Here is a 26060-nt window from a genome sequence, read left to right as displayed (position 1 = left end):
ATATGGATTAATGGAAATTTAGGACTCTGTTCAACGCATACCGTTTACACGATCTTTCATAGAATGTTATAATATTCGATAATATATGCTCAAGGATAAATTATGTTCAAAAATTTAAGCCTGAAATTTAAGATTTTCTTCCTGGTTTCGGCGGTTGTCATCGTTTCGTTCCTGACCCTTACCATAATCGTTTCCAACAGGTCTATCGAAATGGCCCAGAAAGACGCTTTCAGCCTGGCCCAGGAAACGGCGGATAAATACAAAAACGCAATTATTGCGGAATTGCAGGGCGCCCGGATAACTGCGGAAACATTCTCAACGGTTTTTGAAACCTTAAAGGATTATAACCTTACCGACCGGGATATGATGAATGACATACTCAAGAATGCCCTGGCGAATAAGGAATACATCACCGCTTTTTGTATCGCCTATGACCCTAACGCCATGGACGGGAAGGACGCCCAGTATGCAGGGCAGGGGCCGGCCTATGACGAGACCGGGCGCTATGCCCCCTATTGGAACAAACTGGGGGGCAATATCGACGTTGAATTTCTGCCCGACATTGACAGCGAAGACTGGTATATTGTTCCCAAGGCTGAACGCCATGAATATATCACCGACCCCTACCCTTATGGGCTTCAGGGAAGAACAGTTATGCTGGCCAGTCTGATTTTTCCGATTATTCATAGTGATAAATTTATTGGCATCATCTCTTCCGACATCGTCCTGGACAAGCTCCAGGAAATGGTCGACAAGGTAAACCCCCACGGGCAGGAAGGCTATACGGAAATTATTTCACATTCAGGCGCTGTTATAGCCCATCCCAATAAAGATTATTTGGGAAAGGATTTAGAGGAAACTTTGGTGGAAGGCCAGAGCCGGCTTCAACATATTGATGAGATCAAAAGCGCCATAAATAGCGGCGAAATGTATATTTCAACGGGTAAGAATTTTTATACCGTATATATGCCCATCCAATTCAGCAGTGTTACGAATCCCTGGTCAGTTGCAGTCAGTATCCCTATGGCAAAAATTCTGGCCAATGCCGACAGTATTCGTAATTACGTTATCCTGGTTTCACTTATCGCAATATTTGTAATCGCAATTATTTTATATTTTATTGTAAGAAGCGTTACAAAACCTATACTTATACTTTCGGATACGGCCAAAACCCTGGGGGAAGGCCATTTTGATACCGAGGTGCCTCTTATAAAAAGCAATGATGAAATCGGAGCCCTGTCAAAGGCATTTAAGTTCATGGTAGAAAAACTGAACGGCGCCATGAAAGAAGCGGTGGATGCAAATAAGGCGAAAGGCCTCTTTATGGCAAACATAAGCCATGAGATTCGCACACCCTTGAATGCCGTTATGGGGCTGAACGATCTCCTGCTTAAAACCAATGTGGACGACAAACAGCGGGACTACATTGAAAAAATAAAAGGCGCTTCCGCAACCCTGCTCGGCCTGGTCAATGATATCCTCGATTTTTCCGAAGCCGAAGAAGGGCACATGAAACTAAAAAATGCCCCCTTTGATATACGTAAAATGTTCGATGAACTTTCGGTATTTTTCCGGGAGAAAAACAAAAACTCATCGCTTGATCTGCGCTTTGAACTGGATTCTGCCCTGCCTACCTCCATTGTGGGAGACGAACAACGGCTAAGGCAGATCTTTACCAACCTTATCGGTAACGCATATAAGTTTACCGAAAAAGGTTCCATCACGGTTCGTGCGATCGTATCCAAACATGACAGTACTAGTGCTACCCTGGACTTTGCGGTTCGGGATACGGGCATAGGCATGAGCCGGGATCAGATGGAAAAACTATTCGCCGCCTTTGACCAGGCGGATAATTCCGCAACCCGTAAATACGGAGGGGCAGGCATGGGGCTTGCGGTCACCCGTGAAATAGTGGAGCTCATGGGCGGAAAAATTTCCGCCACCAGTGAACTGAAAAACGGAACAACCTTCCTGTTTTCCTGTACCTTCCCGCTGGCTGCTCCCCTGGCGGAGCCGTTGGCAGTGCCAGGGGCAGCGGAAAAAACCGCCGCTTTCAACGAAGTTCTCCGCATAGCTAACGAAGTTCCCCGGGTAGCCAAGGATACGGCGCCGGCGAATACTGAAAATGCCGTATTGCATGGCGTACGCGTTCTACTGGTAGAAGACAATGAAATTAACGCTATGATCGTTCAGGAACTCCTCAGTGCGGTTGGCATGGAAGTTACCACGGCGCAAAACGGCCAGGAAGCTTTGGATATTCTTTCCGATAAAGCCAAGTCGCAGCTTCCGCCCTTTGACCTGGTGCTGATGGATCTCCAAATGCCGGTTATGGACGGTTACGAGGCTACCCGGATCATCAAGGAAACTCCCGAATACAAGGACATGCCGGTTTATGCGCTGACCGCCCATGCGTTCCCCGAGGAAAAGGAGCGCTGCATTGCCCTGGGCATGGAAGACCACCTGACCAAACCTATTGACGTCGATATATTTTACAGCGCCCTGCGAAATGCAGCGGCTTCGAAAAAGTAAGCGAGTCTGCCCCTTTCGCCGTAGCGGCTAAGCGCTCCGCATCTCAACGGCTTTCGTCTTGGGAATTTACTCCGCCGTCAGCCCCAAGTCCCGCAATTTTTGCTCCAAAGCCTGGATTTTTGCGTCCTTCTCCCCGATTATCCCTGTGTATTCCCTTTTAGCCTTCTCATACCCGACGGCTTCTCCGTCCTGTTTCGCATTTACCATGCCGCTCTGCCAATCCAGTTGGTTCTTGAGCTGGCTCTCAAGCCGGGCCCGCATTTCATCGTCCTTGCTCACCGTTAAAAGTTCCGCCGTTGCCATGGCTAGGCCCTCCTCCTGGTCAAGTAGATCATTGATCAGTTCCCGCTGCTCAAAATCCTGGATATACCGGAAAAATACCGCCCAGCGCTCAATCTCCGTCATTCCAGAAACCGGTTTTGCCAGGAACTGCTCCGCTTTCGGTAACTCTATGTCAATTATAGAGGTCAGCCCCCCGAATGACAAGTTATGCTCCGGATCGTAATACCGGAATCGATGGACCAGTACATCATCCTTGTGGAGGTTCTCGCCCAGAAGAGATATTTGGTAAGCGGGCTGTAGATCCCCATAGCGGTGTTCAATTCCCCTGATGTCCTGGGTGGCAAAGAGCCAGGCGAGGTGGCATTCCTGCCTGAGATGTTCATGCGTATCCGGGTATAGGGTCATTTCGATATTACCCAGATTACCATCGTTAAACCTGATTGAAATATCGTAGCGGATCTGGCGATCCCGGATATCGTTGACCGGGGGCTCGTTGGCGACAACGGAAATAACGGTAACCGGCTGCCCGATGGCAGCGGAGACGAGGCAACGCAGGGCATTGCGGGACTCGGGGGTTTCTCTGGTCAGCACGGCCTTGAAGACAGGGTCGCGGGTGATATCCAGTGGGTCGTCTTCCGGGCTAAGTTGCACCCGCTTTTTCAAGCCGGTATTTTCGGGATTTTGGCTGGGGTTTGTATCAATCATAACAATTCTCCTTGCCAAAGAGATGTCATCGAGGGGAAATTTGCTTTAGTAAGCCTAAAATATTTGTTTTTTTTAGGGAATTTTTGGAGGGAAATATTGAATCAACATACCCCGCTGCAGAGCAACTGGGTATGTTGTTCTGTAAGGTATGGATTGTATGCGGGTTTAAAACCACTACAATCCAGGGTTTTTACCGGGATAAAACCGCCCTAAAGCTCGCACGCGAAAGTGTGCAGAGGGTATTAAACCCGCTTGCGAATAAAGACGAGCAATCTTATTTGTCCAATATTATTATTGGTCATTATTTTTATATTATCCCCTATTCAATAGATACGCACCGCAGAGCCCGCCTCACCGGGCGTACACTTCCTCACAAAAATGAACGCATTGCTGGGGATTGAACCCAAAGGCATCTGCCCCGGAGTATCTGACCACATGGGCGTCCACCCAGCCGCCGCCTATGATGATCTTCACCCGATCCCGAAGCCCCGCTTTTTCCAGGGCTTCGACAGTTTCCTTAATGGAATCATAACAGTTAGCCAGAAGGCATGACATGGCAAGGGCCCGGGCGTTGCTGTCCCCTACGGCCTCGATAAAGTTTTTCGGGGGCACATCAACCCCCACATCGATGACCTCAAAACCTGAGGCAGCCAGCATGTTGGATACGAAAATTTTCCCTATGTTGTGAATATCATTTTTTACCGTACCGATGACTACCTTGCCGGCGTTTTTTTTCGCCGCCGAGGCTTTCATCCTGGGCATCACCAGTTTGTTGATATCTTCAAAAATTACCCCGGAAATGAGGAGGTCCGAGACGAACATCTTTCCTTGCAAAAAGGCCTCGCTGAAAGCGACCATGGCGGTCTTACATTCTTCCAGAACTTTTTCCGGGGGAACCCCGGCGTCCAGGGTCTTTTGTACTTCCGCTAAAACTTTCTCATCTTCCAGCTTAAACAAAGAGTCCTTGATCCTGCCCACGTGAACCATCCTATCAGCTGGGTCTATTTTAGTATGTTTATCCTGATATGTCAAGAAATACCTGTTTTAGGATAATTGATCAATTCCCCCGGAAAAGTGTATTATCTGTTATAGCATAGATGAAAAATGAAGTTCGCACCTTAAAATACGCCATCCTGGGCCTGCTCTCCCGTGAACCGATGACCGGTTATGATTTAAGCAAGGAATTCAGCCACGGGCTCCTGCGGTACTGGAACGCCACCCATAGCCAGATTTATCCGGAACTGAAAAAACTGGTGGATGAAGCATTGGTAGTGTTTGATGTGGTGTCCCAGGGAAAACTGGAAAAGAAACTCTATACCCTTACCAAACCGGGGCAGGACGAATTTTTACAATGGCTTACCCGGGATGAACCGATGGAATTAAACACCAAGGATGTGTTCAAACTACGGCTCTACTTTTCCGGCAGCATGAGTGACGCCAATCTGCTTACCCAACTGGAATCCCAGCTGAAGGTTCGCCGAGAACGGTACGCCATACGGCTTGAAAAAAGCTACGACGAAATCGATCCCACCCTGCTCAGTCGGGCTGACCGGGGGGACTACCTTGCCCTGGAACTGACTATTTACCGTGAACAGGCAGATATCCAATGGTTTGAACGGAGCATAGCCCTGTTAAAACGTATCATGGACTCTTAGTGGTCGATGCCGATCATCACCGAGGTGGCCTTGATGATGGCGTAGGCTTCGCTGCCCACCGTAAGGCCCAGCTCCTTTATGGCATCTATGGAGATGGTAGAAGAAATCTTGTTTCCGCCCCCTATATCCAGGAGTACGATGCCGTTCACCGCCCCTTCCTTAATACTCAGGACCTTTCCTTTTAACTGATTCCGCGCACTGATTTTCATACTCTACCTCCGGAAAATGTACGGGGCTGTTTCACCCCGCCGGTATCATCTCCCTCAGGGGCAAGATCGCCTCCGGGGGAATAAAGAGCCGTTCAGGTATTATACACCGGGTATACTTACTGTACAACCACCAGAGTTCAGTTGCCTGCCCGGGGGTGTCGGCATTGGTAAATAGGACGATGCGCTCAAAGGGGGATTCAGAACTGACCGTCACTTTGATCCGTACTTGGTTAAATTTTTCCCCGGAGGCAGCAGTTCCACTATCCGAAACCGGGACAAAGTCGTGGGCCCGTATGCCGATGTGGGTAATGCGGGTATCCGCGGGAACCGGCATACGAAGTTGGAGGCCCCAGTCCAGGGCGCAGGCTTCCTGGGGGCCTGTCCACTTGATAGGGGAAATATTTTTGCACCCCGTAAGCCGGGCGGTCTGCACCGTATCGGGGTTCAGAAATAGTTCTCGGGTATTGCCCTGGGCAAGGGAGCGGCCGGCGTCCATGACTAAAAGTTCATCGCAGATCTTGTACACCTCGTCCCGGCTGTGGGTCACCATGATTATATCCCGATGGACCCCCAGAAGTTCCAGCAGCTGAAGCTGCATCTGTTCCCTAAGAAAACTGTCCAGGGCGGAAAAAGGCTCGTCCAGCAGCAGTAGTTCCGGCTCCCGGATAAGCATACGGGCCAGGGCGGCCCGCTGTTGCTGGCCCCCGGAAAGCTGGGCCGGATACCGGTCTTCTAAGTCCTCAATGCCGAAGCGCTTAAGCCAGGTGCGGGCCAGGGCGGTGTTTTCAGAACCAGGACCGGAGAGGCCCACAGTGATATTACCCAGTACAGTCATCCGGGGGAAAAGGGCGTAATTCTGAAAGAGGTAGCCCACCCGGCGTTCCTGGGGCTTGAGGTTGATTCCCTTTGCAGAATCAAAAAGGACCCGGCCGTTAACCGAGATAAAGCCTTCGTCAGGGGTTTCAATGCCGGCTATACACTTGAGGGTCATGCTCTTCCCGCAGCCCGAAGCGCCCAGTATCCCCAGGCAGCCTTCGCCGGTTTTGAATTCCGTTTCCAGGGTGAACTGCCGGGACAGGCGCTTGCGCACAGTAACACTAATACTCACCGGGACCGCCTGCTGCCACGTCCGCGCCCGGTGAAGGCCTTCCCCTCTAACACCGTAAAGTAGTTCATCAGGGCCACCACCACAAAGGAGATGAGCACAATGATGAGCACGTGGGTGTAGGCGCTTTCCATGTCCCCTGAGGCGACTGCTGAATAGATAGCCAGGGGCAAGGTCCGGGTTTTGCCGGCTATGTTGCCGGCGATCATGGCGGTGGCGCCAAATTCCCCCAGGCCCCGGGCAAAGGCCAGGACCCCGCCGGAAGCGATTCCCGGCAGGGCGGTGGGCAGGCAGATGCGCCAGAATATGCTCCACTCGGAAAGGCCCAGGGTACGGGCGGCGTAAATGAGGTTTTCATCAACCTGCTCCAGGGCGCCCCGGGCGGAACGGTACATCAGGGGAAAGGAGATGGCCACCGCCGCCAGGACTGTGGCGCCCCAGGAAAAGGCGATGCGTATGCTAAAATAATCCAGGAAGAATTGACCCACCGGACGCCTGGCCCCGAAGATATAGAGCAGGAAAAAACCCGCCACCGTGGGGGGCAGTACCAGGGGCAGGGTCAGGATGCCGTCCAGGATCATCTTGAGAAAACGGCGCCTGATACCTGCCACCCACTTGGCGGCGAAGAGGCCCAGAAAAAAGGTAACCACAATCGCCGCAGAGGCGGTTTTTATGGATATCAGTATGGGCGAAAAATTCATAGATTCGGGGCGAAACCGTAACTTATAAAGACAGCCAGACCATCAGGGGAGGCGAGGAAATCCACAAACAGTTTTGCCTCAGCGGGGTGTGCGGAGGAAGCGGTGATTCCCACGGGGTAGATCACCTTCCGGGCCAGGCTTCCCGCAGGGGCCTCGGCGATTACTTCCACCTTTTTGGTGGTGGCTGCATCGGTAGCGTAGACCACTCCCACTTCAGCGCTGGCCTCCCCTACCCAGTTCAGCACTTCCGTGACATTGGTTCCCAGGCTAGCCTTGGCGGACACAGCGTCCCAAATGCCCAGGCTGGTAAAGGCTTCACGGGCGTATTGCCCTGCGGGCACACTGGCGGGGTCTCCCAGGGCGATGACCCGGGCCTGGGTCGCGTTCTGGAAACCGGTCACCGTGGTGGCGCCCCCTGCGGGCTTGATCAGAACGATCTTGTTTTCCAACAAGGGCTTTACAGAATCCGGGGCTATGAGGTTTTTGCCCACCAGGTTATCCATCTGGGTGGTAGCGGCGGACATAAACACATCAGCCTGGAGCCCCGACTCAATCTGGGTCTGGAGCTTACCGGAACTATCGTAGGTTCCCTCTACGGTGATCCAGGGGTACTTGCTCTGGAACAGGGGGATGAGCTGCTGCACGTATGAATATTCCAGGCTTGCAGCGGCGGCTACCAGGATGGTGACCGGCTCATGCTGTTCCACCGGGGCAGACTGGGGGGCCGCATCCTTTTTTCCGCCCCCAAACAGAGCCGCCGGCAGAATCAGGCTACTTACCAATAAAACCTTAACAAAACGAATAATTCCTCTCTTCATTCTTATCTCCTTTGGATCGTATTATCCGCTTTCCTTATATCATATACACCGATTTTACACAAGAGGAACAACAAAACATAATAAAAACGATAAAAACAATCAATTGGCTATTTGGAGGAAGTTCCATATAAGGGGGTCCTCCTGCCCGATACGCCAGAACCCTATGGACCGAATACCCATGTCCAGGTACAGACTGCTCCGGATATTCAGGGAAAAAACATCCTCGTAATAGGCCCACATTTTTACGGATACATTATATGAAAAGTTGGGAACCCCGTTTTCCCGGTTGATCTCGGTTATTGCGTTTTCGCTTTTGATTCGCTCAATGCCCGAGTAGACGTAAGCGCTGAAGGGGTCTGTGTCTCCCCAGGTCCGGCCGTAAAAAGGCAGGCCCATGATCAGCTTTTCCGGGCCCACGGTTTTCAGGGCATAATCCGCCACCTGGCGGCTCCAACCCATGGACGCGATGGGGCCCGGCTCACCCCGGGACCAATGCTCATCGTAGGCCATTACCAGAATCCGATCCACCAGGGGCTTTATCTTCCCGTAATCGTAGGCATCATCCTGGAGGGTTCTGGTCCGGGCTTTCAGGGCAATGGTAAAAAGCCGGTTCCCCAGGCCCTCCCGTAGATCCTGCAAGAAGGAAAGGAAATTGGCCCCATCCCTAGCGGGGATGTTTTCAAAATCGATCTGCAAGCCATCGTAAGCTCTTGAAGCTTCCAGGAGATCCGCCACCAATTGTTTTCGAACCGGACTTCCCGGTTCCAGAACAAAGTGGGTCAGGGCCATGCTGTTACAGACCACCACCAGGTGGACCCGCCCGGGAAAGCTGCGGAGCCTGCTCCGACGGGGCACATCGGTAAGTTTGCCGTAGACATCTATTTCAGCACCAAAGTATCCCACATCGCTCAGGGGGTAATTTGTTTTCAAAGCCTGTTCCCGGCCAGCCATCACATAGCCCCAAATTTCATCAAAGAGCAGAACCGGCAGATTCTTTGCGTCGTCGGGTATTTCCCCATAGACGAATATTTCAGGTACATCCTCCTCATCCGCCGGGATATCCCGAGCCGGATCATCTGGGGACTGTTCCGGAACAGGATCAGGCGGCTGAGGCGCCGAGGCGCAGGAGGACAGGGCAAGAAAAAAACATAGTATTAAAATCATAGAGGCTTTTAGTATATAGCAATTCTTGGTTTATGATAACTATATTGTGGCAGCGACCGGGAGGGGAGGGCAATTCGCCTCCACCCCCTAACCTGTAGAATTCCCCTCCGTCAGCCCGCTACGCGGTCTGCTCCGGGGAGGAATTCCAGAGACGGGGGCGGAGACGAATTGCCCTCCCCTCCCTGCCTCTGTCCCGGTATGCCTACCATAAAAACATTGCTATATACAATCGTGAGGAATGCCTTAAAGCGACTGCTATACACACCAGGACACAATGCCTTAAACCGAACTTTCCCAAATGTTGACCCAGGCTCCGGGAGGGGTGGGGATTACCCCTGGACCCGTCTCTGGAATTCTCTGCTGGAGGAGACCTACTGGGCTCCGCAAGCAGGCTCTACAGGTTAGGGGCCGGGGGTAATCCCCTCCCCTCCCGGAGAATAGCGCCACTATATTGGTTAAAGCAAAAATAATCGTTATCATAAGGTATATGGAGGCGCCCATGATACGGTCAGTGAAAACCCAAGATGCGGAAAGTATCTGCGGTATATATAACTATTTTATTCAGAATACCGTTGCCACCTTTGAGGAACTCTCTGTTCCGGTAGAGGAAATGGAAAGCCGTATCGCGGAAGTTTGCAGCGGCTTCCCCTGGATCGTCTGGGAAGATGCGGGGCAGGTTCTGGGTTATGCCTATGCCCATCAGTGGAAGGAACGGAGCGCCTACCGTTATTCTGTGGAGAATTCCATCTATATAAAACACGGCTTTGAAGGTAAAGGGCTGGGGCAAAAGCTCCTCAGCTCCCTGCTGGGAGAACTTCGGAAAATGGAACTCCGCACCATTGTGGCGGGCATCACCCTTCCCAATGACCGGAGCATGGGGCTTCATGAAAAATTCGGCTTTAAAAAGGTTGCCCAGTTTCCGGAGATAGGCTATAAAATGGACCAGTGGCTTGATGTGGGATACTGGACCCTCAATCTGAAAAATGAATTCTCAAAGGAAGAACTGTAAATGATCATAGGAATAGATATAGGCAGCACCACCACCAAGGCGGTATCTATTGAAGAGGGCGGAAAGATCAGGAAGATCAAAACCAAGGCCATGGACGCCGTAACCTCCGCCACCGGGGCCTTCGGCAAAATGCTGGTGGAGAACAATTTCAAAATTGGGGATATCAGCCGTATCATGATCACCGGCGCCGGGGCTTCCATGATCAAAAACGATCTTTTCGGCATCCCCACCCAGCGGGTGGACGAGATGCAAGCCATCGGCATCGGGGGAATGTTCCTTTCGGGCAAAGAAGATATTGTGATCACCAACATCGGTACCGGTACGGCGATCATCTACGCGAAAAAGGGATCCATCACCCACATGGGGGGCTCCGGGGTTGGGGGAGGCACCATCCTGGGGCTGGCAAAGAAGCTCATATCTACCTCGGACTTCAACGGTATCATGGAACTGGCGGAGCATGGGATTCTGAACCAGGTGGATCTGAATATGGAAGACATTACGGACATGGAAATGAGCTTTCTTAACCGGGAAACCACGGCCTCCAACTTCGGCAAGATGCTGGACACCGCCCGGAACGAGGATATAGCCCTGGGTCTTCTTAACCTGGTGTTCCAGGTAATCGGTATGGTTTCGGTGTTTGCCGCGAAGAGCAAGGGTACCGACAGGGTCATCGTTACCGGGAACGGCAGCCACAACCCTATAGGCAAAAAAATCCTGGACGCCATAACCGTCATGTACTCAGTACATTTTGAATACCCCGCTGAGGCCGAATACACCACTGCTATCGGGGCAGGGCTTTCCTACACACAAACATTGTGAGTTTTTTATAGTATCCTTAGACAAAGAATACAAGGGGTATATCATGCCGGAGATCACATTGAGGCGGACAGGCATTAGGATAAACAAAGACGGATTCGGCGCATTACCGGTGCAGCGCACACCTATGACAGAGGCAGTAGCATTACTGCGGAGAGCCTTGGACAGGGGCATCAATTTTTTTGATACCGCTCGGGGCTATACGGACAGCGAAAAAAAACTGGGAGCCGCATTGTCTTCCCGGCGGGGGGATTTTTCCTGGCCACCAAGTCCCCGGCAAAAAAAGGAGAGGATATGACAGGGGATCTGGAAACCAGCCTTAGAAACCTGAAAACCGATCATATCGATATCTATCAGTTTCACAACCCTACATTCTGCCCCAAGCCCGGGGATGGCACAGGGCTCTACGAAGCCGCCCTTAAGGCGAAATAACAAGGGAAGATTGCGCTGCTTTCCGGAACCGCAGTTTTTCTAAACCTTATCAAGTTTTCTTCACCAGCCATTTTGCCAGGGCCCGCCCTGTAGCCTGGATATCGATGGGTTTCGCCAGGTGATCGTTCATCCCTGAGGCAAGGGCTTTCTCTATATCCTCACGGTAGGCGTTGGCGGTCATGGCAACAATCGGTACATTTTCTGCATCCCGGCGATCCAGGGCGCGGATCCGGCGGGTCGCTTCGTAACCGTCCATGCGGGGCATCTGCACATCCATGAAGATAAGATCGTAGTATCCTGAATCGGAAGCAGAAAACTGTTCCAGGGCATCCTGTCCGTCCACCGCTTCCCGGATCTCCACATGGGTTTCAGACAGCAGTTCCCGGAGTATGATCCGGTTTATTTCAATATCCTCAGTCAACAGCAAACGCCGGCCTGTCAAATCCGGCAGGGACAACAGGGGATCCACCGACTGTTCCCGGGCGTACTCGGTTTTTTCAAGGCCTATGGTGAAAGAAAATTCAGAACCCTCCCCTATTTTACTCTTAACGGTAATATTACCTCCCATGAGGCGCACCAATCTCTGGCTGATAGCAAGCCCCAGGCCGGTACCGCCGAAGCGGGCAGCAATACTTTCATCAGCCTGTTCAAAGGCAGTAAAGAGCCGGGAAGACTGCTCTTCGGTCATGCCTATGCCTGTATCGGTTACCGTGAATTTAAGAAGGATCTGTTCATCGGTTTCCCCGCAGAGTTCCATACTAAAAGTAACGGATCCTCCCTTGGAGGTAAACTTCACCGCATTTCCCAGGAGGTTGATCAGTGTCTGTTTAAGTCGCAGCCGATCGCCCAGAACCCCTGTGGCAGGGAGTGCCCCAAAGTTGATGACAAATTTGACACCCCTTTCCAGGCAGCGGTTCCTGATGATATCCGATACCTCTTCCAGGGCTTGTTCCATTGAAAAAGCCGCATTAACCAGGATAAATTTTCCCGACTCGATCTTTGACATATCCAGGACATCGTTAAGTATGTCCAGGAGATGAGAAGATGCCAGTGAAATTTCCTCTATTGCGGAGACCATCCGGTTTCTTTCGGAACTCAGATTTGCTGCCGACAGGGTTCCTGCGGACTTTCGGGCAATGTGGGTCATACCGATGATAGCGTTCAGGGGTGTGCGGATTTCATGGCTCATCCGGGCCAAGAATTCACTCTTGGATTGGGAGGCTACCTTTGCTGCGGCAGTTTGAATCTCCAGGGCCTTGGTACGCTCGTTTATAGTGGCTTCCAGGTATCTGCCGGTATTCCTGCGCCGGACCAGCAGGCTTGTTACCAGGACCAGGACACAGGCCAGGAGCAGGGAAAGGCCCACCAGATAGGGAACCTGGGCCCGGGCCAGCTTGCCCCGGTAATCGAAGATACGCCGGCTCCAGAGATCCACGATAATTTTTGTGTTGATAAAACCCTGGGCCTTGGACATAATCGAACAGAGTATCCCTTCACCGGGGTTAAACCCAAAGTAAGAATCATAAGTCCGGTCAAAAATCAGGTTCGCCTTGAACCAGGGCTGTTCCATATAATTAGTCAGGTATAGGAGCTGGTTGCGGTCCGCCATGACCATCTCCACATCCCCCCTGCCCAGGGCATCAAAAGCCAGAGTACTGTTATTGTAGTACACAGTATTAGTGTGGTTTGGGAACCATGTATTAAACACCTCCGTCCAGGCGGAATTTTTTATCAACCCTATCCTGGTAAAGGGCACATCATTTAAGCTGATATCCTGGTAATTCATGGCGGATAAAAGGGCGAAGTAATCGCTTTGATAGGGGCTATTGGCCAGTAAATAACGGCTGGACAGGCTTTCAGGGGGGATAAGCTCAGCGATCATCACCGCCTTTCCGGAATCCATCAGCTCCGAAAGCTCCGCCCTCTGGTTGCTGTCACAGTTCACCCGGACAAAGCGCAGCCCTGTTAACTCCTCCGCTTTTTTAAGCAGATCCCAGACTATCCCCTGCCATTGACGCTCCTGCTGGTTGTAAAAACTGACAGGATAATTATCGTACCCTGCAGCCACCGGTATGGGTTCATCCACAGCCTGTCGGCTCAGTAACCATGCCTGTTCCTCCCGGGTCAAGCGGTCGTAGAGTTTGTGCCGCTGATATTCATCCTGCCCCTGATTATACAGGTTGGTCAGATGATAGATCGCCCCCTGGTCCAGGTATTTCTGCACCACCGATATCACAGGCGCCAGTTCTTCCCGCCGGGTACTGAAGGACACATGCTCATAGATGAGGGGAGAAAATTCCATGGTAACCACATCCTCGTATTGATCAAAGAGCGCCTCTGGGGTACTGCCATCGTAAAAGGCGTCGATCTCACCGGATTTCAGCATACGATACACAGTCTCGTAATCATCAATGAAGAAGGACTCCCATGGGCCGCTGATAAAGGGAGCCACTAGATCACGAAAGATAGACCCGGAAAAGAATCCCAAACGCAGGGGCCGCAGCTTCACCAGCTCCCCAAGGGTTTCCCTGCCCCGGATCTGCACAAATATAACCGGCCGCTCGGAGATAGCATCGGTCATGTGGTAGATTTTCCGGCGCTCCTCAGTGGCGGTTAATTCCCCGGTAAAACCAATTTCCCCGGATTCCAGGCCGGAAACAAGTTCGTCCCATTCGTGAATTTTTATCACAAAGGGTATACCAAAAAGATCCTCCAACCACCGGCTGAACAGGACCGCATATCCCCCAAGGGTTCCGTCATTCTGGTAAAAACAGTCGGAACTGTAGTTCATACCGTAGGTAAAAAAACTGTAAGTTTCCTTCAGGGCTTCGATGGCTTTTATTTCTTCATCACTCACCCCGGGTATTTCTTTATAACTCCGATAATGCGGGGGATACTCCGGGTTTCTTTTACTGTTTTTTGCAGAATATTCCGACTTGCCGGTACAGCAGAGCAGGGGAAAGGTAAGAAGCAGTAACAATGTTGTTCGTCTCACCTCTTAAACAATAGTAAAGAAATTGTTAAATGTCCAATGATTTAGAGAATAATTATTGTATCAGTAATGGATTGGTTTAATGGTGATTGTATAGACAGTGACCGGGAGGGGAGGGCAATTCGCCTCAAGAACTCGAAGCTATGATAAAAGCATGCGGTTACCTGGTATACTGTAGGCGTTCGGAAGAACAACTACCGGTTGTAGCGCAAGCTGGAGCAGTAATGACCCCGTGAACTCGATTAACAACCGGTAGCCGCATTTGCTTCTTGGGGGCTGGTCCTTAGCCCGATCAACACCCCGAATAGACGCATGGTATCAGTATACCGGAATTCAACCGAACAATCAATCTTTTCTCTGTGGAGGTTCAGATGAACTTTATCGGCATTGATCTGCATACCAACCGGTTTACTTGCTGTTACCGGGATGAGTGGGCATCGATGGAAGACCCCCGAAAAGACCGGGTCGTCAAGACCTTTGAGCTGGACGCGGAAGGGCTGGCGGCCTTTTATGCCACCCTGACGGTAGATACCTACGTGCTCGTAGAGGCGACGATAACGACCTTCTCGTTTGCCCGTCTGTTTCGGGACCGGGTGAAGGAGGTAGTCATCGCCAATACCTACGAGCTGAAACAGATTAGCCTTGCCCGGTGTAATACGGACAAGATAGATGCGGACAAATTGTGTCGGATACTCAAGATGCAGGTACTTTCCCGGGAGCAGACGATCTCCCCGGTAACCATCCCCCCGAAGGAGATCCAGGACCTGCGGAGTCTGTTTTCCACCTACCGACTCTACAAGAAGCAGAATACCCAGCTGAAAAACCGGATACACTCCCTGCTGAAGGAGCACTTGTACGGTTTTACCCAGGAAGAAATCTTCGGTCGGAAGAGCCGCCAGGAGATACGGGACATCTCCGATGATCCGGTTCTCCGCTTCCAACTAAACCAGCTGCTGGACCGGCTTGAGCGGGACGAGGTCGATGCGGAAGCCCTGAAAGACCAGGTATTACTTCAGGCCGCCCCGTTTATGGCGCAGATAGAAATCCTGACCAGCATGAAGGGGGTGAGCGTGTTCATTGCCATAGCCATCATCGCAGACATCATTGAGGTGAGCCGATTCAGAAACGCCAAGGCCTTTACCTCCTATCTGCGGTCGGCGCCCCATGTGGCCAATTCCAATACCTCAACGAGTATCCGGGGAACCAACAAGAAAGGGCGGAAACTGTCGGCGACCCTGCTAACCCAGTCCCTCAACCATGTGATGGCGGTCAGCCCTAAACTCCGGCGCTGGTATGACCGGCTGGCGGAGTACAAGAAGCCGGGGCTAGTACGAACGGGTTTACGGCGGCGAGTCTTTGCAGAAATCTTTCAGATGCTGAAAAAAGGGGAGTATCATTATGGCCGGGATCCCAAAAAACATGAGGCAAAGATGGCCGAATACCGCCGATTCCTGAAAGGGCAAAAAAATGCGGCGGTTTTGAAAAAAAGTGCTTGACATTTATCATAGACGCTTGCGCGAGGGAGCCCTAACCTGTAGAGTCTGCCTGCGGAGCCCGGTAGGTCTCCTCCGGCAGGGAATTCCAGAGACGGGGACAGAGGCGAATTGCCCTCCCCTCCCTGCCTTTATCCCTTGCATACACCTTAAGACTATTATTCATAATAGAGTATGGGGGCCTGGTTCAAGGGAGGACGATAGGCCCTATACCCCGCGCAGCAATTCCCGGGGCTTTGACCCCTGGGCGGGGCCTACCAGTCCCTGGTGTTCCATTTCCTCTACCAGACGGGCTGCGCGGTTGTAGCCTATTTGGAGACGGCGCTGTATGTAGCTGGCGCTGGCTTTGCCCTGCTGCATGACAATTTCCAGGGCTTTTTCGTAGAGGGGATCATCACCTTCCCCAAAGAGGGAGGGGGTCAGGTCTTCTTCGTCATCGTCAATAAAGATTTCGTCGTCAATGTAGTCCGGCTCTCCCAGAGTTTTGACATAGTCCACCACCCGCTCTACCTCTTCCTCGGAGACAAAGGCCCCCTGGATGCGGACCGGGAAGGGGTCCACCACACCGGCGTAGAGCATATCACCTTTGCCCAGGAGCTTGTCGGCGCCTACCTGATCGATGATGATCCGGCTGTCCATCTTGCCGGCCACCATGAAGGCGATGCGGCTGGGGATGTTGGCTTTGATAATGCCGGTGATGACGTCGATAGAGGGCCGCTGGGTGGCTAGGACCAGGTGTATGCCCACGGCCCGGCTCATGGCGGCCAGGCGGGATACCGTGCGGTCCAGCTCCTTGCCCGTGGTGGCCATAAGGTCCGCAAATTCGTCGATCACCACCACGATGTAGGGCATGTGTTCCGCAGCGATATTACGCTCTTTTATCCGCTTATTGTAACTCCGTATGTCCCGGACCCCCATGGAATCCAGGCAGGCGTAGCGGCGTTCCATCTCGTAGATACAGTATTGCAGGGCCTGGAACGCCTTTTTCGGTTCCGTGATCACCGGTGTCAGGAGATGGGGAATATCATTGTAGAGTTTGAGTTCCACCCGCTTGGGATCTATCAGGATGAGCCGGCATTCTGAGGGGGAACGCTGGTACAGGATGGAGAGTATCATAGCGTTCACGCAGACCGACTTTCCGGAACCCGTGGCGCCGGCGATGAGCAGATGGGGGGTCTGGACCAGGTCCACGGTCTGGGCTTCCCCGGTTATATCTTTGCCCAAAATCACCGGAATCTCCAGCTTTTTCGCATCCCGGTCCTTTTCCCGGCGCAGTTCCCCTTCGATGATCTCCCGGAAGGATACGATGTTCCGCTTTTTATTAGGCACTTCGATGCCCACGGCGTGTTTCCCCGGTATGGGGGCCACAATACGCACGGACTGGGCTGCCAGGCGCATGGCGATATTGTCCGCCAGGCCCTCGATCTTGCCAAGCCGTATCCCCGCTGCGGGGAGTATCTCGAACATGGTGATCACCGGCCCCTTGCTTATCCCGGTAACCTCCGCTTGTATCTTAAATTCTTCCAGGGTCTCCCGCAGGATTACTGCGGCGTCCCTGGTGGTCTGATCGATGATCCAATATTGACCATCAGGGTACTGGTTCAGGATGCCCTCCACGGGCACCGAGTAGACCGCCCGGCGTTTCGCCCTGGGGGCCTTTCCTTTGGGCGGGGTATAGGGCAGAGACGTATCATCCGGAACTTCCAGGGTTCCGACTAAAGTCGGCGCTTCCAGGGGATCCGGAATGTCCCCGGATTTGGAACTGTAGAGGGTTTCAAAAAAGGGATCAAGCTCAGGCTCTCCCGGCTCAAATGCCGACTCATCTTCTTCATCCCCAGGTATTGTTAAGGCCCTTTCATCAAGATCGTTGAGAAAGGCCGGGACTGCAATGGGATCCGTAGTTCCCGTGGGACCGGGAAGCAGAAAAACCCCGGAGGGCTCCTTTTCTTTTTCAGGCTCCTCTTCCGGGGGCTTAAGCGACTCGGGGCCGGGAAAAAAGAGGGAAGTCAGGGCCATAATCAGGAAGCTTTCGATAACCGTCATCAAAATGATGATCAGGCTGAACCCAATACGCCCGGCCCGGGCCAGAAAATCCCATTGCTCAGCCCGGGTATTGTAGTCCCTAAGGAAGGCGAAGCCTATGGCCAGGGTCAGGAAGGGAAAGGTGGTTCCCGTCAGGATAAAGATCCGGTCAGGCCGAAAATGGGTATCCGCCAGGATAAGCCCCGCTGCCAGGAGGTAGATGGGGATCATGAAGGCCAGAATACCGTAGGAGCGAACCAGAAAATCCCCGGGCCCTGCGGCAAGTTCCGGTATATTAAAAACCGCCCCGGCAATGGAAATGCCCAGGAGCAGGGCAATAAGGGCCAGGGAAAAGGTGGCAATCAGGGAGGCCAGGCGAAACCGGAAATCCCGGCGGGCGCGAAAGGCCTTCAGCGCCTGCAGAGGATGGGGCGCCTTCATGGCTTTCAGGGTTTTCAGAAGTTCCAACAGTTTCAGCGGCACAGACCGAAGTCCTCCATATTTCAGATTTTTGGGCAAAAACCAGCCGGGTTTTAGGGATTCCCTCTATCTATATATATCGGCAACAACCGCTTCCATCGTCATACCATAATACAGATATCCGTACGCCGCCGCTGCCGCCAGTACCTTTCGCCCGTATTCCCGGGTTTCAGGATATTCGATGGTTTCCAGGAAAAGGTCCCCGGGCAAGGCAGGGGCAGAGCGCCGCCAGTTCCGCACCCGACCCATGCCGCCGTTATAGGCCAGCAGGGCAAACATGGGGCTTTCCATCCGGTCCTCAAGATAGGCCAGGTACACCGCCCCCAGGTGGATATTGGTTTTCGGGTCCTCCAGGTTGATCTTCCCTTCTTCAAGGTAATCGGTCCCCCCCTGCCTCCTGATACGGCCCGCCATATCCAGGGCAGTAGCCGGCATGAGCTGGGTAAGCCCCACCGCCCCGGCCTGGGATCGAATTTCCGGGACAAAGGCGCTTTCAGTGCGGACAAGAGCAAAGAGCAGTTCCGCGGGAATCTCCGTTTCCTTAGCCCGGGTCTCCACCATATCCGTGAAAGCCCGCGGGTAGTAAAGCTCCAAATCCTGCCGGGTTACCCCAAAATCCTCCCGGCCCATATAGGCGGAAACCACCCGTATCGATTCAGCCCAAAGCCCAGCCCCGGCAAAGGCGCCGGCCATGGCCCGCAGTTCCTCCGGGGAAAACTCTGTCGTGTCGCCCAGGTATGAAAAAGCCAGTCCCCCCAAGCCATACTCAAAAAACCCCAGGATAAATTCCGCATCCTCCCCAAAATCCGGACCCTTCCCCGGCGCCTCGGCCTTTTCGGGGACAGGAACCGTGGTCCTCCCCAGCCGGGAAGCGGCCAGGGCCCGGTAATAGAAAGAGCCCTTTTCCTGTTCAAAGGCTATCCGGAACAGCTCCTCCGCCTTCATAGGCGCCGATGCGGCTGGCAAAAACCCCTCCGAAAGGGCCCGGCCCAGGATATAGGCGTATTTTGCAACAGTTCCCCCGTCCCGGCTGTCCCGAATCAGGGAAAACAGCTCCGCCAGGGTATCCCAGCGCCGGTTTACCGTGAGATACCGGGCCAGACGGTCCATAATATCCTCAAAGTAGACTGGGGAATGCCAGCGGGGCAGGTATTTCCGCAGCAAAGCGACAGTTTCCCCGGGTTGTTCCTGGAAGCCCATGCTGAGGATGTACCAGATACAGGCATCCCTCTGAAGCCCGTCGGGAGCAAATTCCAGGGCAGAATCAAAGCTCTTCGCAGCATCAGCATACTGCCCTGACTGCCGCTGTATCCTGCCTGCATAGTAGAGGATGCGGTACCGCAAACCCCGAATATCCCAGTCTTTCCCAGCTGACGCCTCGCGTAAACTCCGGTCCCACCCCAGGAGCAGTTCCAGCCCCTGGCTCCGCCCTGGTCCATAGAGAAAAGCCCGACCCAAATCCCCCAGCATATCCGGGTAACGGAAGAACAGGTCCTCCTCCCCGGCCAGAGCTTCCCGGAAATACCCAAGCCCCTGACCATAGGCCCAACCGGCCAGGGCAAAACGGCCCCTTACAGCGGCAGCCCGGGCCGGGCCCAGCAGTTCCTGAAGCCGGTCCCCCAGTTCCCCCTGGGCCCATTGCTGGGCTTCACCGGGGGCACGGCTTAAAAAGAAGGTCGTCAGTTCTTCTTTAGCCCCGGCCCCCCAATTTTTAGCCTCCAGGGCGGACAAAAGGGCAAAAGCCCTGTCCCAGCCAGCGCCCTCATCCCCGTCCCGCCCCTCAAAAAGGGCCGCCGCCTCATCATAGCGCCCCAGTTTATACAGCGCCGCCCCCCGCAGAACCAACACATCAGGCGCCAGAAGCACCGAGGGAGGCCTTTGCTCAAGCCGGTCCAGGAATGATCCGGCGGCACCAGGGTCCTTAGCCAACAATGGCCCCATAAGTTCCCGGGCAGCTTCACGCTGTATCTTACCCTTCCCGTCCAAGGCAGCCTCAAACAGGGCTTCGGCAAGGGCCTGGGTCCCATGCTCAGGCAGAGCTTGCGCGGGGAACTTGCCGACTAAAGTCGGTGTTGCAAGTAGTGCCCCATCCGCGGGCAATTCCCCGGCCCGGGCTTTCACCAGCATCCCTGCGTAATAGGGGGCGGAGGGGTGGATCAGACCGATCTCCTCCATACGGTACGGGGCTTTATCCAGGATAAAATCAATATCCCCCTCCTTTAATCTCCGGCCCGCCTCATTCCGACTCAGGCCCAAAACAGTTTGAGCCCCGCAGGAAGCGAGGCTGAGAAGGGAGAAAAAAAGAAGGGAAAAGAGAAGCCTGAATCCTCCACCGGGGCCAAAAAGTTTCATACTCCGGGAAAACGACTTGGAAGTGCCGCGCCGCTTACCCCTAATTTCTGGGGGGGATTCTGATGGTTCTTCCAGAAATGATAAAATCCGGGTTGCGGATATTATTAAACCGGGCAATGCGCGGATATAGCCAAGGGTTACGATAAAATGCCTCCGAAATATCCCAGAGTGTATCTCCCCAGCGTACAGTATAAGGCGCCCCGGCTCTGGGAATGGTTTGGGGAACCTTATACGAAGCCACCGGCGGCCCGGACCGGGTCTGCCGGGCTGCTGCCGGAGCCGGACTTTGCGCCGGCTGCTGGGATGCGGAGATAAGCGGCACCGATGGGGCCGCCGGGGAAGCCGGCGGTGTCGGGCTTGCCGGGACCGGGGTTTGTGTCACCGGAGCTGCCGGGGTTTGCGGCGCCGGGGGTGAAGACGCTGCCGGGACCGGGGCTTGTGTCACCGGAGCCGCCGGGGCCGGGCTTGAGGGTGCCACCGGAGCCGGGGTAGACCGGGGAGGAATCACTGTGGAAGAACTCGAAAAACGCCGGCTAATACCGGTACGGACAGCCGCGCCGGTGTCGGTTAAGAAGAAAAAATACAACAAGGCGCAAACAGCCAGTACAACGATACAAATGACCGCAAATATACCCCAAGGGAAGCGCTTTTTTTGCTCCCTTTCATGAATAATCGAATCCTTATCATAGAGCCCCAGGGGCGGATGGTCCTGGGAATCCAGATCAAAATCGGGCATTTCCGCAAAGGGATCATCTTCTTCCATGGAAGTAAGGGAAACGTTCAAACGCTGGTGTTCTCCGGAGCTTGCGTCCAAATCCACCGCATCGGCGGAAATTTCCCCCTTTGAATTGGAACTCAGGATCATTTCTATGGAGGCCTCCCCCTTGGGCCGGGATTTGATATTCTCCACCACTAGGGTACCTATATAGAGGGCATCCGCCATGGTTTTCGCGAAGCTATTATAGAGATCTATCTGCACACTTTTCTGTTTATCATGAACAGTGGTAAGAACAAGCCGCTTCTTAATAGATGAATTCTCCTCCATAATCGGATAAAATTCACCATTGGCTATTTTTATACCAATAGTTGATGCCATCGGCCCTGCTCCTTATTATACAACACTCAGATCCAAGCCTGGAGAGAAAACGAGTCCTCTATAGACTTTAGTCGTGGTCATTGCTATTTGTCAACCATAACAGCCAAAAAATGGCCGGGAGTAGGGGTCCCTTCCAAATACCTCTTTTTTCGCACTAATTTTCTATACTTTTTTACCATTTTCCCCCTATATACCCCTTTCTTTTTTTACATAAATATGGTTATTATGGTCCTATGACTATATGCCGCAAAAATACCAACTCCGGCTCCAAGTTCTACATCCTTGACGCTCAACTATTTTCCAGGCTTTTTTCCCGTTTATACGGGGTTAAGATGTCCATCTAAGCGGACAAATATATGGTCTGTGTGAACAGACAAGTTATAAGGGAGAATATATATGAATTTGAAAAAGATTTCTATTCTGGTCATGATTAGCGTCTTTACGCTGTCATGCTTTATCATCAGCTGCGAAAGTCCGGCTGACGGCACAAGCGGTATAAACGGCATAAGCGGCACGGCGGGCGAACCCGGCGCAGAAGGGGATACCATTTTAGGCCCGGCATTCCTTACGGGCCCCATTGTAAGAGCAGCGGACCTTGCAGCGGCATTTGAGATTACAAAAGGTGAAAAATACCGCGCAGGCACCACCTACGGAGGCAATGTCTACCTTGCAAGCTCGGTGACAGACGTTGAAGGTGAAGTACCGGCAGGCCGCACCCTTGAGGTGATAGGCAACCCAGTGGTTCTGAGCGGCGGAACCCTTAACGTCTATGGCGACCTCAAAATAAGAGAAGGCGCCGTGTTTAATGCCTACACAGGCGCAGGCGGCACTTTAGCTTTTCAGCCAGGCGGATTTTCCAACGGCACGGGCATTATAATATACGATATAGGCCAGTTTACATCGCCGTCCGGCGTTTCATTTGCCGGGAGTGCCAAAAAAGTCCTGGGCGGAACAACACCAATAACTAGTACAAACATAGCCGATTACTGGGATAATAGTCCCGGGACTGGTGATGACCTGGTTATCACCAACGCTGGTACCGCGCTTGCAGCCACTGAAATCCGCGCAGGAAAAACGGTGACCCTCATCGGCACAAATACTGTCAGTTCAATCAACACTACTTCCGGTGGCAAGCTTATTATAGGCAAAGACGCGATTGTTACCGTTCCCAGTGGCATTGCGATTACCGGAGGTAGTGCTACTGACCCGGGCGTGGTTGTAAAGGGCACGCTTAAACTCGCCACCGGCACAGCTCTTGCACTAGCCGGCAATTTCGATGTATCCGATGCAACCCTGGACTTCAGCGCGGCAACCGGCGCGACCACCCTTACCATCCCCGGTCCTGCCACCACCGGCGCCCCTGTCCCCTTAAAACTTAGCGCCATAATTGGGAACAACCAGGACGTATCCATTGCAAATGCAACCAGTCTTCAGGTAGACAGCATAAGCGGTTTCGTTGCTGCTAACGGCGTATATGGCGCTGCCCTTACGTCTTTTGCCGCAGCAGTTCCAGCCAATAAACTTACCTTAGGCGCCGTCAACCCCGCTTTCAAAGTGAGTGAGCTGGAAGGAAATACCTTTGTCTTAGCAAACGCCGCCACTATCACTCTCACCGATACCCTCGCTATTGTAGGCAACGCAAAACTGAAGGGTGACCTTGCCACAGCGGCGACGGCAGGAAATAATAACTACTTTGCCCTTAACACGGCCAACCTGGCAAAACTCGTGACCGGCTCCAGCGTTACCTATAATGAAGTCGCAGACTTTGGGGCAACGACCCTGACAATACCCGCAGGTGTCACCATTGATGTTGATACCACCGGCGCAGTATTTGCGGCCCTTACAGACCTCACCGTGAACGGAACCTTCAACGCTGCCAGTGGTACCTTTGCAAAGCTTACGAAACTCACCGTAGACGGGGCCTTCACTGCCACCGCCGGCACCTTTGAAAAGCTTACAGAACTCACCGTGAAGCAGCCCTTCACCGCCCCTGCCGGCACCTTTGAAAAACTTACGAAACTTACCGTAGACGGGACCTTCACTGCCGCCATCAGCACCTTTGAAAAGCTTACGAAACTCACCGTAGCCGGGACCTTCACTGCCCCAGAAGGCACATTTACCGCCAGCGGGCTTACCGCAAGCGGAAACGGCACCCTCGAGGCCACCTTCACGGAAGGCCATCAATCCACTGTAATAAGCAAGCTCCTGGGCATTCAAGACCTTTCCATCGATCATATCAAAGCAGGTGGCGCCGGGACTAACCTTACCATAGCTGCTGGGAAAAGCCTTACGATTAAAAGTACGAATGTGACTCCGGCGGATTATTCTTCCCCTGATGGGAACATTACCATCAACGGAACCCTCAATCTTGAGAGCCCTCTCATTATTCAACCGGGAAAAAGCCTCACCAATGCAGCGCTAGTCAATATTAATGACGGCGGCGCTTTAGCGTTAGGGGCGGGTACTGGTACTAAGGGTGCAATACTCAAAGGGACTGGGAAGCTTCTTGCAGGTTCTACCACCATTACCGGCCAATGGCAGGGAGTTGGAGCAGCAGGAGGAGCTATCGCCATATCTTATACCGATACTTACAACGTTACGGGCATTCAAGCTCATGAAGACGATGCGACATTAACGGCAATAGAAGCCGGCGCAGCAATAACCCAGGCAGGTGACGCCTCGGATTACCTTTATGTTGTAGAGGGTGATAGCAACGAAGTTACTGCTATTAACTTTGCTGATAAAGGCTCCCTGGTGCTCAAAACGGCAAGCCCCGCAGCCACCGTTACCCTGGATCCTACATCCATACTGTACTTTGGCACTGGCGCTGCAACTGGTACGCTTAGTAATGCAGCTCTTAAAACTGCATTGGGGGATGGCACCAATGGCATAGCTGTTGACACTGGCTTAACAGGAAACTCTTCAGCAAGTGGTTCCGGTACCTTAACCAGGATTACCGGCGCCGCCGCCAATAACACCATAACAGGCCCCACTAGCGATGATGATCTAAAGATTAGCTCAGTAACGGTTGCAACCGGCATCTAACAGCCCCGCAAACGTACCGTTAAATCGGCCCTCCCCGCACAACGCAGGGAGGGCTTTTTTTGGCGCAGAAAAATAGCGCCCGGCGCCACGACGCAAAGATATCCCAAAACCCCGTCGCGGTGTTTCGTCGTTTATGTCAAATTTGATGGTTACACTTGAATCATAACAAGCAGAAGAAGAATTTCACCACGAAGCAAGTTCCGCAGGAACTTGCCGAATAAGTTACGGCCTACCGAGCTTTGCCCTGAGTTCCGCTATTTCCCGATCCTTCTCCTGAAGCACCGCCTGGATCGCCGCATCCTTCTCCTGGATTATTCCTGCATATTCTTCTTTAGCCTGTTTATACCCTTCCCATCTGGCGTCTACCATCCCGCACTTTATATCCAGGAAATTCTTAAGCTCATGTTCAAGCTGAAACCGCCTGTTTTCGTCCTCGCTTATCAATAAGAGTTCTTCCGTCGCCATTTGTATCCCTTCCTCCTGGTCCAGTATTTCATTGATCAAAGCCCGCCGCGTCGGGTCCTGGCTATACCGAAAAAATACCGCCCAGCGTTCTATGGGCGCCATCTCTGAGACCGGTTTTTCCAGGAACTGTTCCGCCTTTGGCAGCTCGATATCTATTATAGAGGTCAGCCCCCGGAATGGCAAGTTATTTTCCTTGTCATAGTACCGGAACTGGTGAACCAGGGCGTTGTCAGCATGGATATTTTCCCCCAGAAGGGATATCTGCCAGGTGGGCTTCAAATTCCTATAGCCGAGCTCGGTACCTTTGATATCCTGGGTAGTAAAAAGCCGGGCGAGGTAGTATTCCTGCCTGAAATGTTCATAGACATCAGGGTACACGGTCATTTCGATGTCGCCCAGGCTGCCGTCGTTAAATTTGACGGAAATGTCGTACCGGAGCTGCCGGTCCCGGATTCCCCTGACCGGGGGTTCGTTGGTAGAAACGGAAATGATAGTGACCGGCTGCCCGATGGCGGCGGAAACGAGGAAGCGGAGGGCGTTTCGGGAGGCGGGTGTGTCCTGGGTAAGCACGGCTTTGAAGATCGGGTCCTGGGAGATATCCAGGAGATCGTCTTCCGCTTTGAGCTGTACCCGCTTTTTGTCAGCGGGGATTACGGTGAAGGTGTCGGATTCTTGATTGTTCATAAAAAT

At 52.9% G+C, this 26060-nt stretch carries 20 protein-coding genes and 2 pseudogenes; 10 read left to right on the top strand and 12 right to left on the bottom strand.

The window, feature by feature from the left end:
* Nucleotides 1–102 precede the first annotated feature (102 nt).
* The 3 genes and pseudogenes from TREPR_RS19255 to TREPR_RS19245 form a co-directional block, all read left to right on the top strand.
* Nucleotides 103–1494, top strand: a pseudogene (locus TREPR_RS19255) (sensor histidine kinase); the annotation flags it as partial.
* 15 nt (nt 1495–1509) lie between these two features.
* A pseudogene (locus tag TREPR_RS19250) lies at nt 1510–1983 on the top strand (ATP-binding protein); the annotation flags it as partial.
* Between the two features lie 39 nt (nt 1984–2022).
* Nucleotides 2023–2529, top strand: coding sequence for a response regulator (locus TREPR_RS19245; protein ID WP_425358178.1), 507 nt, complete (start codon nt 2023–2025; stop codon nt 2527–2529).
* Between the two features lie 66 nt (nt 2530–2595).
* Here TREPR_RS19245 and TREPR_RS05665 read toward each other — a convergent pair whose 3' ends face one another.
* Together TREPR_RS05665 and TREPR_RS05660 are read right to left on the bottom strand one after the other, a co-directional pair.
* Nucleotides 2596–3516, bottom strand: a complete 921-nt coding sequence (locus TREPR_RS05665; protein WP_015707341.1) for a PD-(D/E)XK nuclease family transposase — start codon at nt 3514–3516, stop codon at nt 2596–2598.
* 351 nt (nt 3517–3867) lie between these two features.
* Nucleotides 3868–4503: a cobalamin B12-binding domain-containing protein gene (locus TREPR_RS05660; RefSeq protein WP_041611034.1), complete on the bottom strand. Its 636-nt coding sequence runs from the start codon at nt 4501–4503 to the stop codon at nt 3868–3870.
* Nucleotides 4504–4613: 110 nt separating this feature from the next.
* Between TREPR_RS05660 and TREPR_RS05655 the strand changes: the two genes are divergently transcribed.
* On the top strand, nt 4614–5171 hold the full coding sequence (locus tag TREPR_RS05655) for a PadR family transcriptional regulator (RefSeq protein ID WP_015707339.1): 558 nt from the start codon (nt 4614–4616) through the stop codon (nt 5169–5171).
* Here the strand turns inward: TREPR_RS05655 and TREPR_RS05650 are convergent.
* From TREPR_RS05650 to TREPR_RS05630, 5 genes are all read right to left on the bottom strand, one after another.
* Nucleotides 5168–5380 (bottom strand): TOBE domain-containing protein, encoded by a 213-nt coding sequence (locus TREPR_RS05650; protein WP_015707338.1) that lies wholly within the window; start codon nt 5378–5380, stop codon nt 5168–5170. The two genes, TREPR_RS05655 and TREPR_RS05650, sit on opposite strands and share 4 nt — an antisense overlap.
* A 31-nt stretch (nt 5381–5411) precedes the next feature.
* On the bottom strand, nt 5412–6488 hold the full coding sequence (locus tag TREPR_RS05645) for a sulfate/molybdate ABC transporter ATP-binding protein (RefSeq protein WP_041611033.1): 1077 nt from the start codon (nt 6486–6488) through the stop codon (nt 5412–5414).
* Nucleotides 6485–7186, bottom strand: coding sequence for a molybdate ABC transporter permease subunit (gene modB / locus TREPR_RS05640; protein WP_041611032.1), 702 nt, complete (start codon nt 7184–7186; stop codon nt 6485–6487). Before modB ends, TREPR_RS05645 begins: the two co-directional genes overlap by 4 nt.
* The gene (gene modA, locus TREPR_RS05635) at nt 7183–8004 is read right to left on the bottom strand and encodes a molybdate ABC transporter substrate-binding protein (RefSeq protein ID WP_015707337.1); all 822 of its coding nucleotides are present in this window, start codon (nt 8002–8004) and stop codon (nt 7183–7185) included. The genes modB and modA overlap by 4 nt, the downstream gene beginning before the upstream one ends.
* Nucleotides 8005–8103: 99 nt before the next feature.
* Nucleotides 8104–9168 carry a glycosyl hydrolase family 18 protein gene (locus TREPR_RS05630; protein WP_015707336.1) on the bottom strand — a complete coding sequence of 355 codons (1065 nt, stop codon included), beginning with the start codon at nt 9166–9168 and terminating at the stop codon, nt 8104–8106.
* A gap of 499 nt (nt 9169–9667) precedes the next feature.
* Between TREPR_RS05630 and TREPR_RS05625 the strand changes: the two genes are divergently transcribed.
* Genes TREPR_RS05625 through TREPR_RS19105 form a run of 4 tightly spaced genes read left to right on the top strand, consistent with a single transcriptional unit; the run spans nt 9668 to nt 11425 of the window.
* Nucleotides 9668–10177 carry a GNAT family N-acetyltransferase gene (locus TREPR_RS05625; RefSeq protein WP_015707335.1) on the top strand — a complete coding sequence of 170 codons (510 nt, stop codon included), beginning with the start codon at nt 9668–9670 and terminating at the stop codon, nt 10175–10177.
* Entirely contained in the window at nt 10178–10996 is an 819-nt protein-coding gene (locus TREPR_RS05620; protein WP_015707334.1) for an acetate and sugar kinases/Hsc70/actin family protein, read from the top strand.
* 43 nt (nt 10997–11039) lie between these two features.
* Nucleotides 11040–11291, top strand: a complete 252-nt coding sequence (locus tag TREPR_RS19110; protein ID WP_052299701.1) for an aldo/keto reductase — start codon at nt 11040–11042, stop codon at nt 11289–11291.
* The gene (locus tag TREPR_RS19105) at nt 11288–11425 is read left to right on the top strand and encodes a hypothetical protein (protein ID WP_281054603.1); all 138 of its coding nucleotides are present in this window, start codon (nt 11288–11290) and stop codon (nt 11423–11425) included. The genes TREPR_RS19110 and TREPR_RS19105 overlap by 4 nt, the downstream gene beginning before the upstream one ends.
* 49 nt (nt 11426–11474) lie before the next feature.
* On the opposite strand, the gene TREPR_RS05610 is transcribed toward TREPR_RS19105, so the two are convergent.
* Nucleotides 11475–14405, bottom strand: a complete 2931-nt coding sequence (locus TREPR_RS05610) for an ATP-binding protein (protein WP_015707333.1) — start codon at nt 14403–14405, stop codon at nt 11475–11477.
* 383 nt (nt 14406–14788) lie between these two features.
* On the opposite strand from TREPR_RS05610, the gene TREPR_RS05605 reads away from it, so the two are divergent.
* Complete coding sequence (locus TREPR_RS05605) at nt 14789–15913, top strand: IS110 family RNA-guided transposase (protein ID WP_015707332.1); 1125 nt, start codon at nt 14789–14791, stop codon at nt 15911–15913.
* A 204-nt stretch (nt 15914–16117) separates the two neighbouring features.
* On the opposite strand, the gene TREPR_RS05600 is transcribed toward TREPR_RS05605, so the two are convergent.
* The 3 genes from TREPR_RS05600 to TREPR_RS19100 all read right to left on the bottom strand — a co-directional run bounded on the left by TREPR_RS05600 (nt 16118) and on the right by TREPR_RS19100 (nt 21860).
* Nucleotides 16118–18415, bottom strand: coding sequence for a DNA translocase FtsK (locus TREPR_RS05600; RefSeq protein WP_015707331.1), 2298 nt, complete (start codon nt 18413–18415; stop codon nt 16118–16120).
* A 63-nt stretch (nt 18416–18478) separates the two neighbouring features.
* Entirely contained in the window at nt 18479–20764 is a 2286-nt protein-coding gene (locus TREPR_RS05595; protein WP_245534793.1) for a flagellar assembly lytic transglycosylase, read from the bottom strand.
* Between the two features lie 40 nt (nt 20765–20804).
* Nucleotides 20805–21860 carry a LysM peptidoglycan-binding domain-containing protein gene (locus tag TREPR_RS19100; RefSeq protein WP_015707329.1) on the bottom strand — a complete coding sequence of 352 codons (1056 nt, stop codon included), beginning with the start codon at nt 21858–21860 and terminating at the stop codon, nt 20805–20807.
* Nucleotides 21861–22256: 396 nt separating this feature from the next.
* Here TREPR_RS19100 and TREPR_RS05585 point away from each other — a divergent pair, with 396 nt between their 5' ends.
* Nucleotides 22257–24905, top strand: a complete 2649-nt coding sequence (locus tag TREPR_RS05585) for a beta strand repeat-containing protein (protein ID WP_015707327.1) — start codon at nt 22257–22259, stop codon at nt 24903–24905.
* Nucleotides 24906–25127: 222 nt separating this feature from the next.
* Here TREPR_RS05585 and TREPR_RS05580 read toward each other — a convergent pair whose 3' ends face one another.
* A complete protein-coding gene (locus TREPR_RS05580) occupies nt 25128–26054 on the bottom strand; it encodes a PD-(D/E)XK nuclease family transposase (RefSeq protein WP_015707326.1) in 927 nt (308 codons plus the stop codon).
* Between the last annotated feature and the right edge of the window lie 6 nt (nt 26055–26060).

Source organism: Treponema primitia ZAS-2 (assembly GCF_000214375.1).
In the GTDB taxonomy this organism is placed as follows: Bacteria; Spirochaetota; Spirochaetia; order Treponematales; family Breznakiellaceae; genus Termitinema; species Termitinema primitia.
This window is presented reverse-complemented; position numbering and strand designations above follow the sequence as displayed.

Bases quoted from the DNA above. Each gene is read 5' to 3' on its own strand.
- TREPR_RS05655 (WP_015707339.1), top strand. From the start codon at position 4,614: ATGAAAAATGAAGTTCGCACCTTAAAATACGCCATCCTGGGCCTGCTC.
- TREPR_RS05580 (WP_015707326.1), bottom strand. From the start codon at position 26,054: ATGAACAATCAAGAATCCGACACCTTCACCGTAATCCCCGCTGACAAA.
- TREPR_RS05660 (WP_041611034.1), bottom strand. From the start codon at position 4,503: ATGGTTCACGTGGGCAGGATCAAGGACTCTTTGTTTAAGCTGGAAGAT.
- modA (WP_015707337.1), bottom strand. From the start codon at position 8,004: ATGAAGAGAGGAATTATTCGTTTTGTTAAGGTTTTATTGGTAAGTAGC.
- TREPR_RS05665 (WP_015707341.1), bottom strand. From the start codon at position 3,516: ATGATTGATACAAACCCCAGCCAAAATCCCGAAAATACCGGCTTGAAA.
- TREPR_RS05605 (WP_015707332.1), top strand. From the start codon at position 14,789: ATGAACTTTATCGGCATTGATCTGCATACCAACCGGTTTACTTGCTGT.
- TREPR_RS05620 (WP_015707334.1), top strand. From the start codon at position 10,178: ATGATCATAGGAATAGATATAGGCAGCACCACCACCAAGGCGGTATCT.
- modB (WP_041611032.1), bottom strand. From the start codon at position 7,186: ATGAATTTTTCGCCCATACTGATATCCATAAAAACCGCCTCTGCGGCG.
- TREPR_RS19105 (WP_281054603.1), top strand. From the start codon at position 11,288: ATGACAGGGGATCTGGAAACCAGCCTTAGAAACCTGAAAACCGATCAT.
- TREPR_RS05585 (WP_015707327.1), top strand. From the start codon at position 22,257: ATGAATTTGAAAAAGATTTCTATTCTGGTCATGATTAGCGTCTTTACG.
- TREPR_RS19100 (WP_015707329.1), bottom strand. From the start codon at position 21,860: ATGGCATCAACTATTGGTATAAAAATAGCCAATGGTGAATTTTATCCG.
- TREPR_RS05595 (WP_245534793.1), bottom strand. From the start codon at position 20,764: ATGAAACTTTTTGGCCCCGGTGGAGGATTCAGGCTTCTCTTTTCCCTT.
- TREPR_RS05630 (WP_015707336.1), bottom strand. From the start codon at position 9,168: ATGATTTTAATACTATGTTTTTTTCTTGCCCTGTCCTCCTGCGCCTCG.
- TREPR_RS05650 (WP_015707338.1), bottom strand. From the start codon at position 5,380: ATGAAAATCAGTGCGCGGAATCAGTTAAAAGGAAAGGTCCTGAGTATT.
- TREPR_RS19110 (WP_052299701.1), top strand. From the start codon at position 11,040: ATGCCGGAGATCACATTGAGGCGGACAGGCATTAGGATAAACAAAGAC.
- TREPR_RS05625 (WP_015707335.1), top strand. From the start codon at position 9,668: ATGATACGGTCAGTGAAAACCCAAGATGCGGAAAGTATCTGCGGTATA.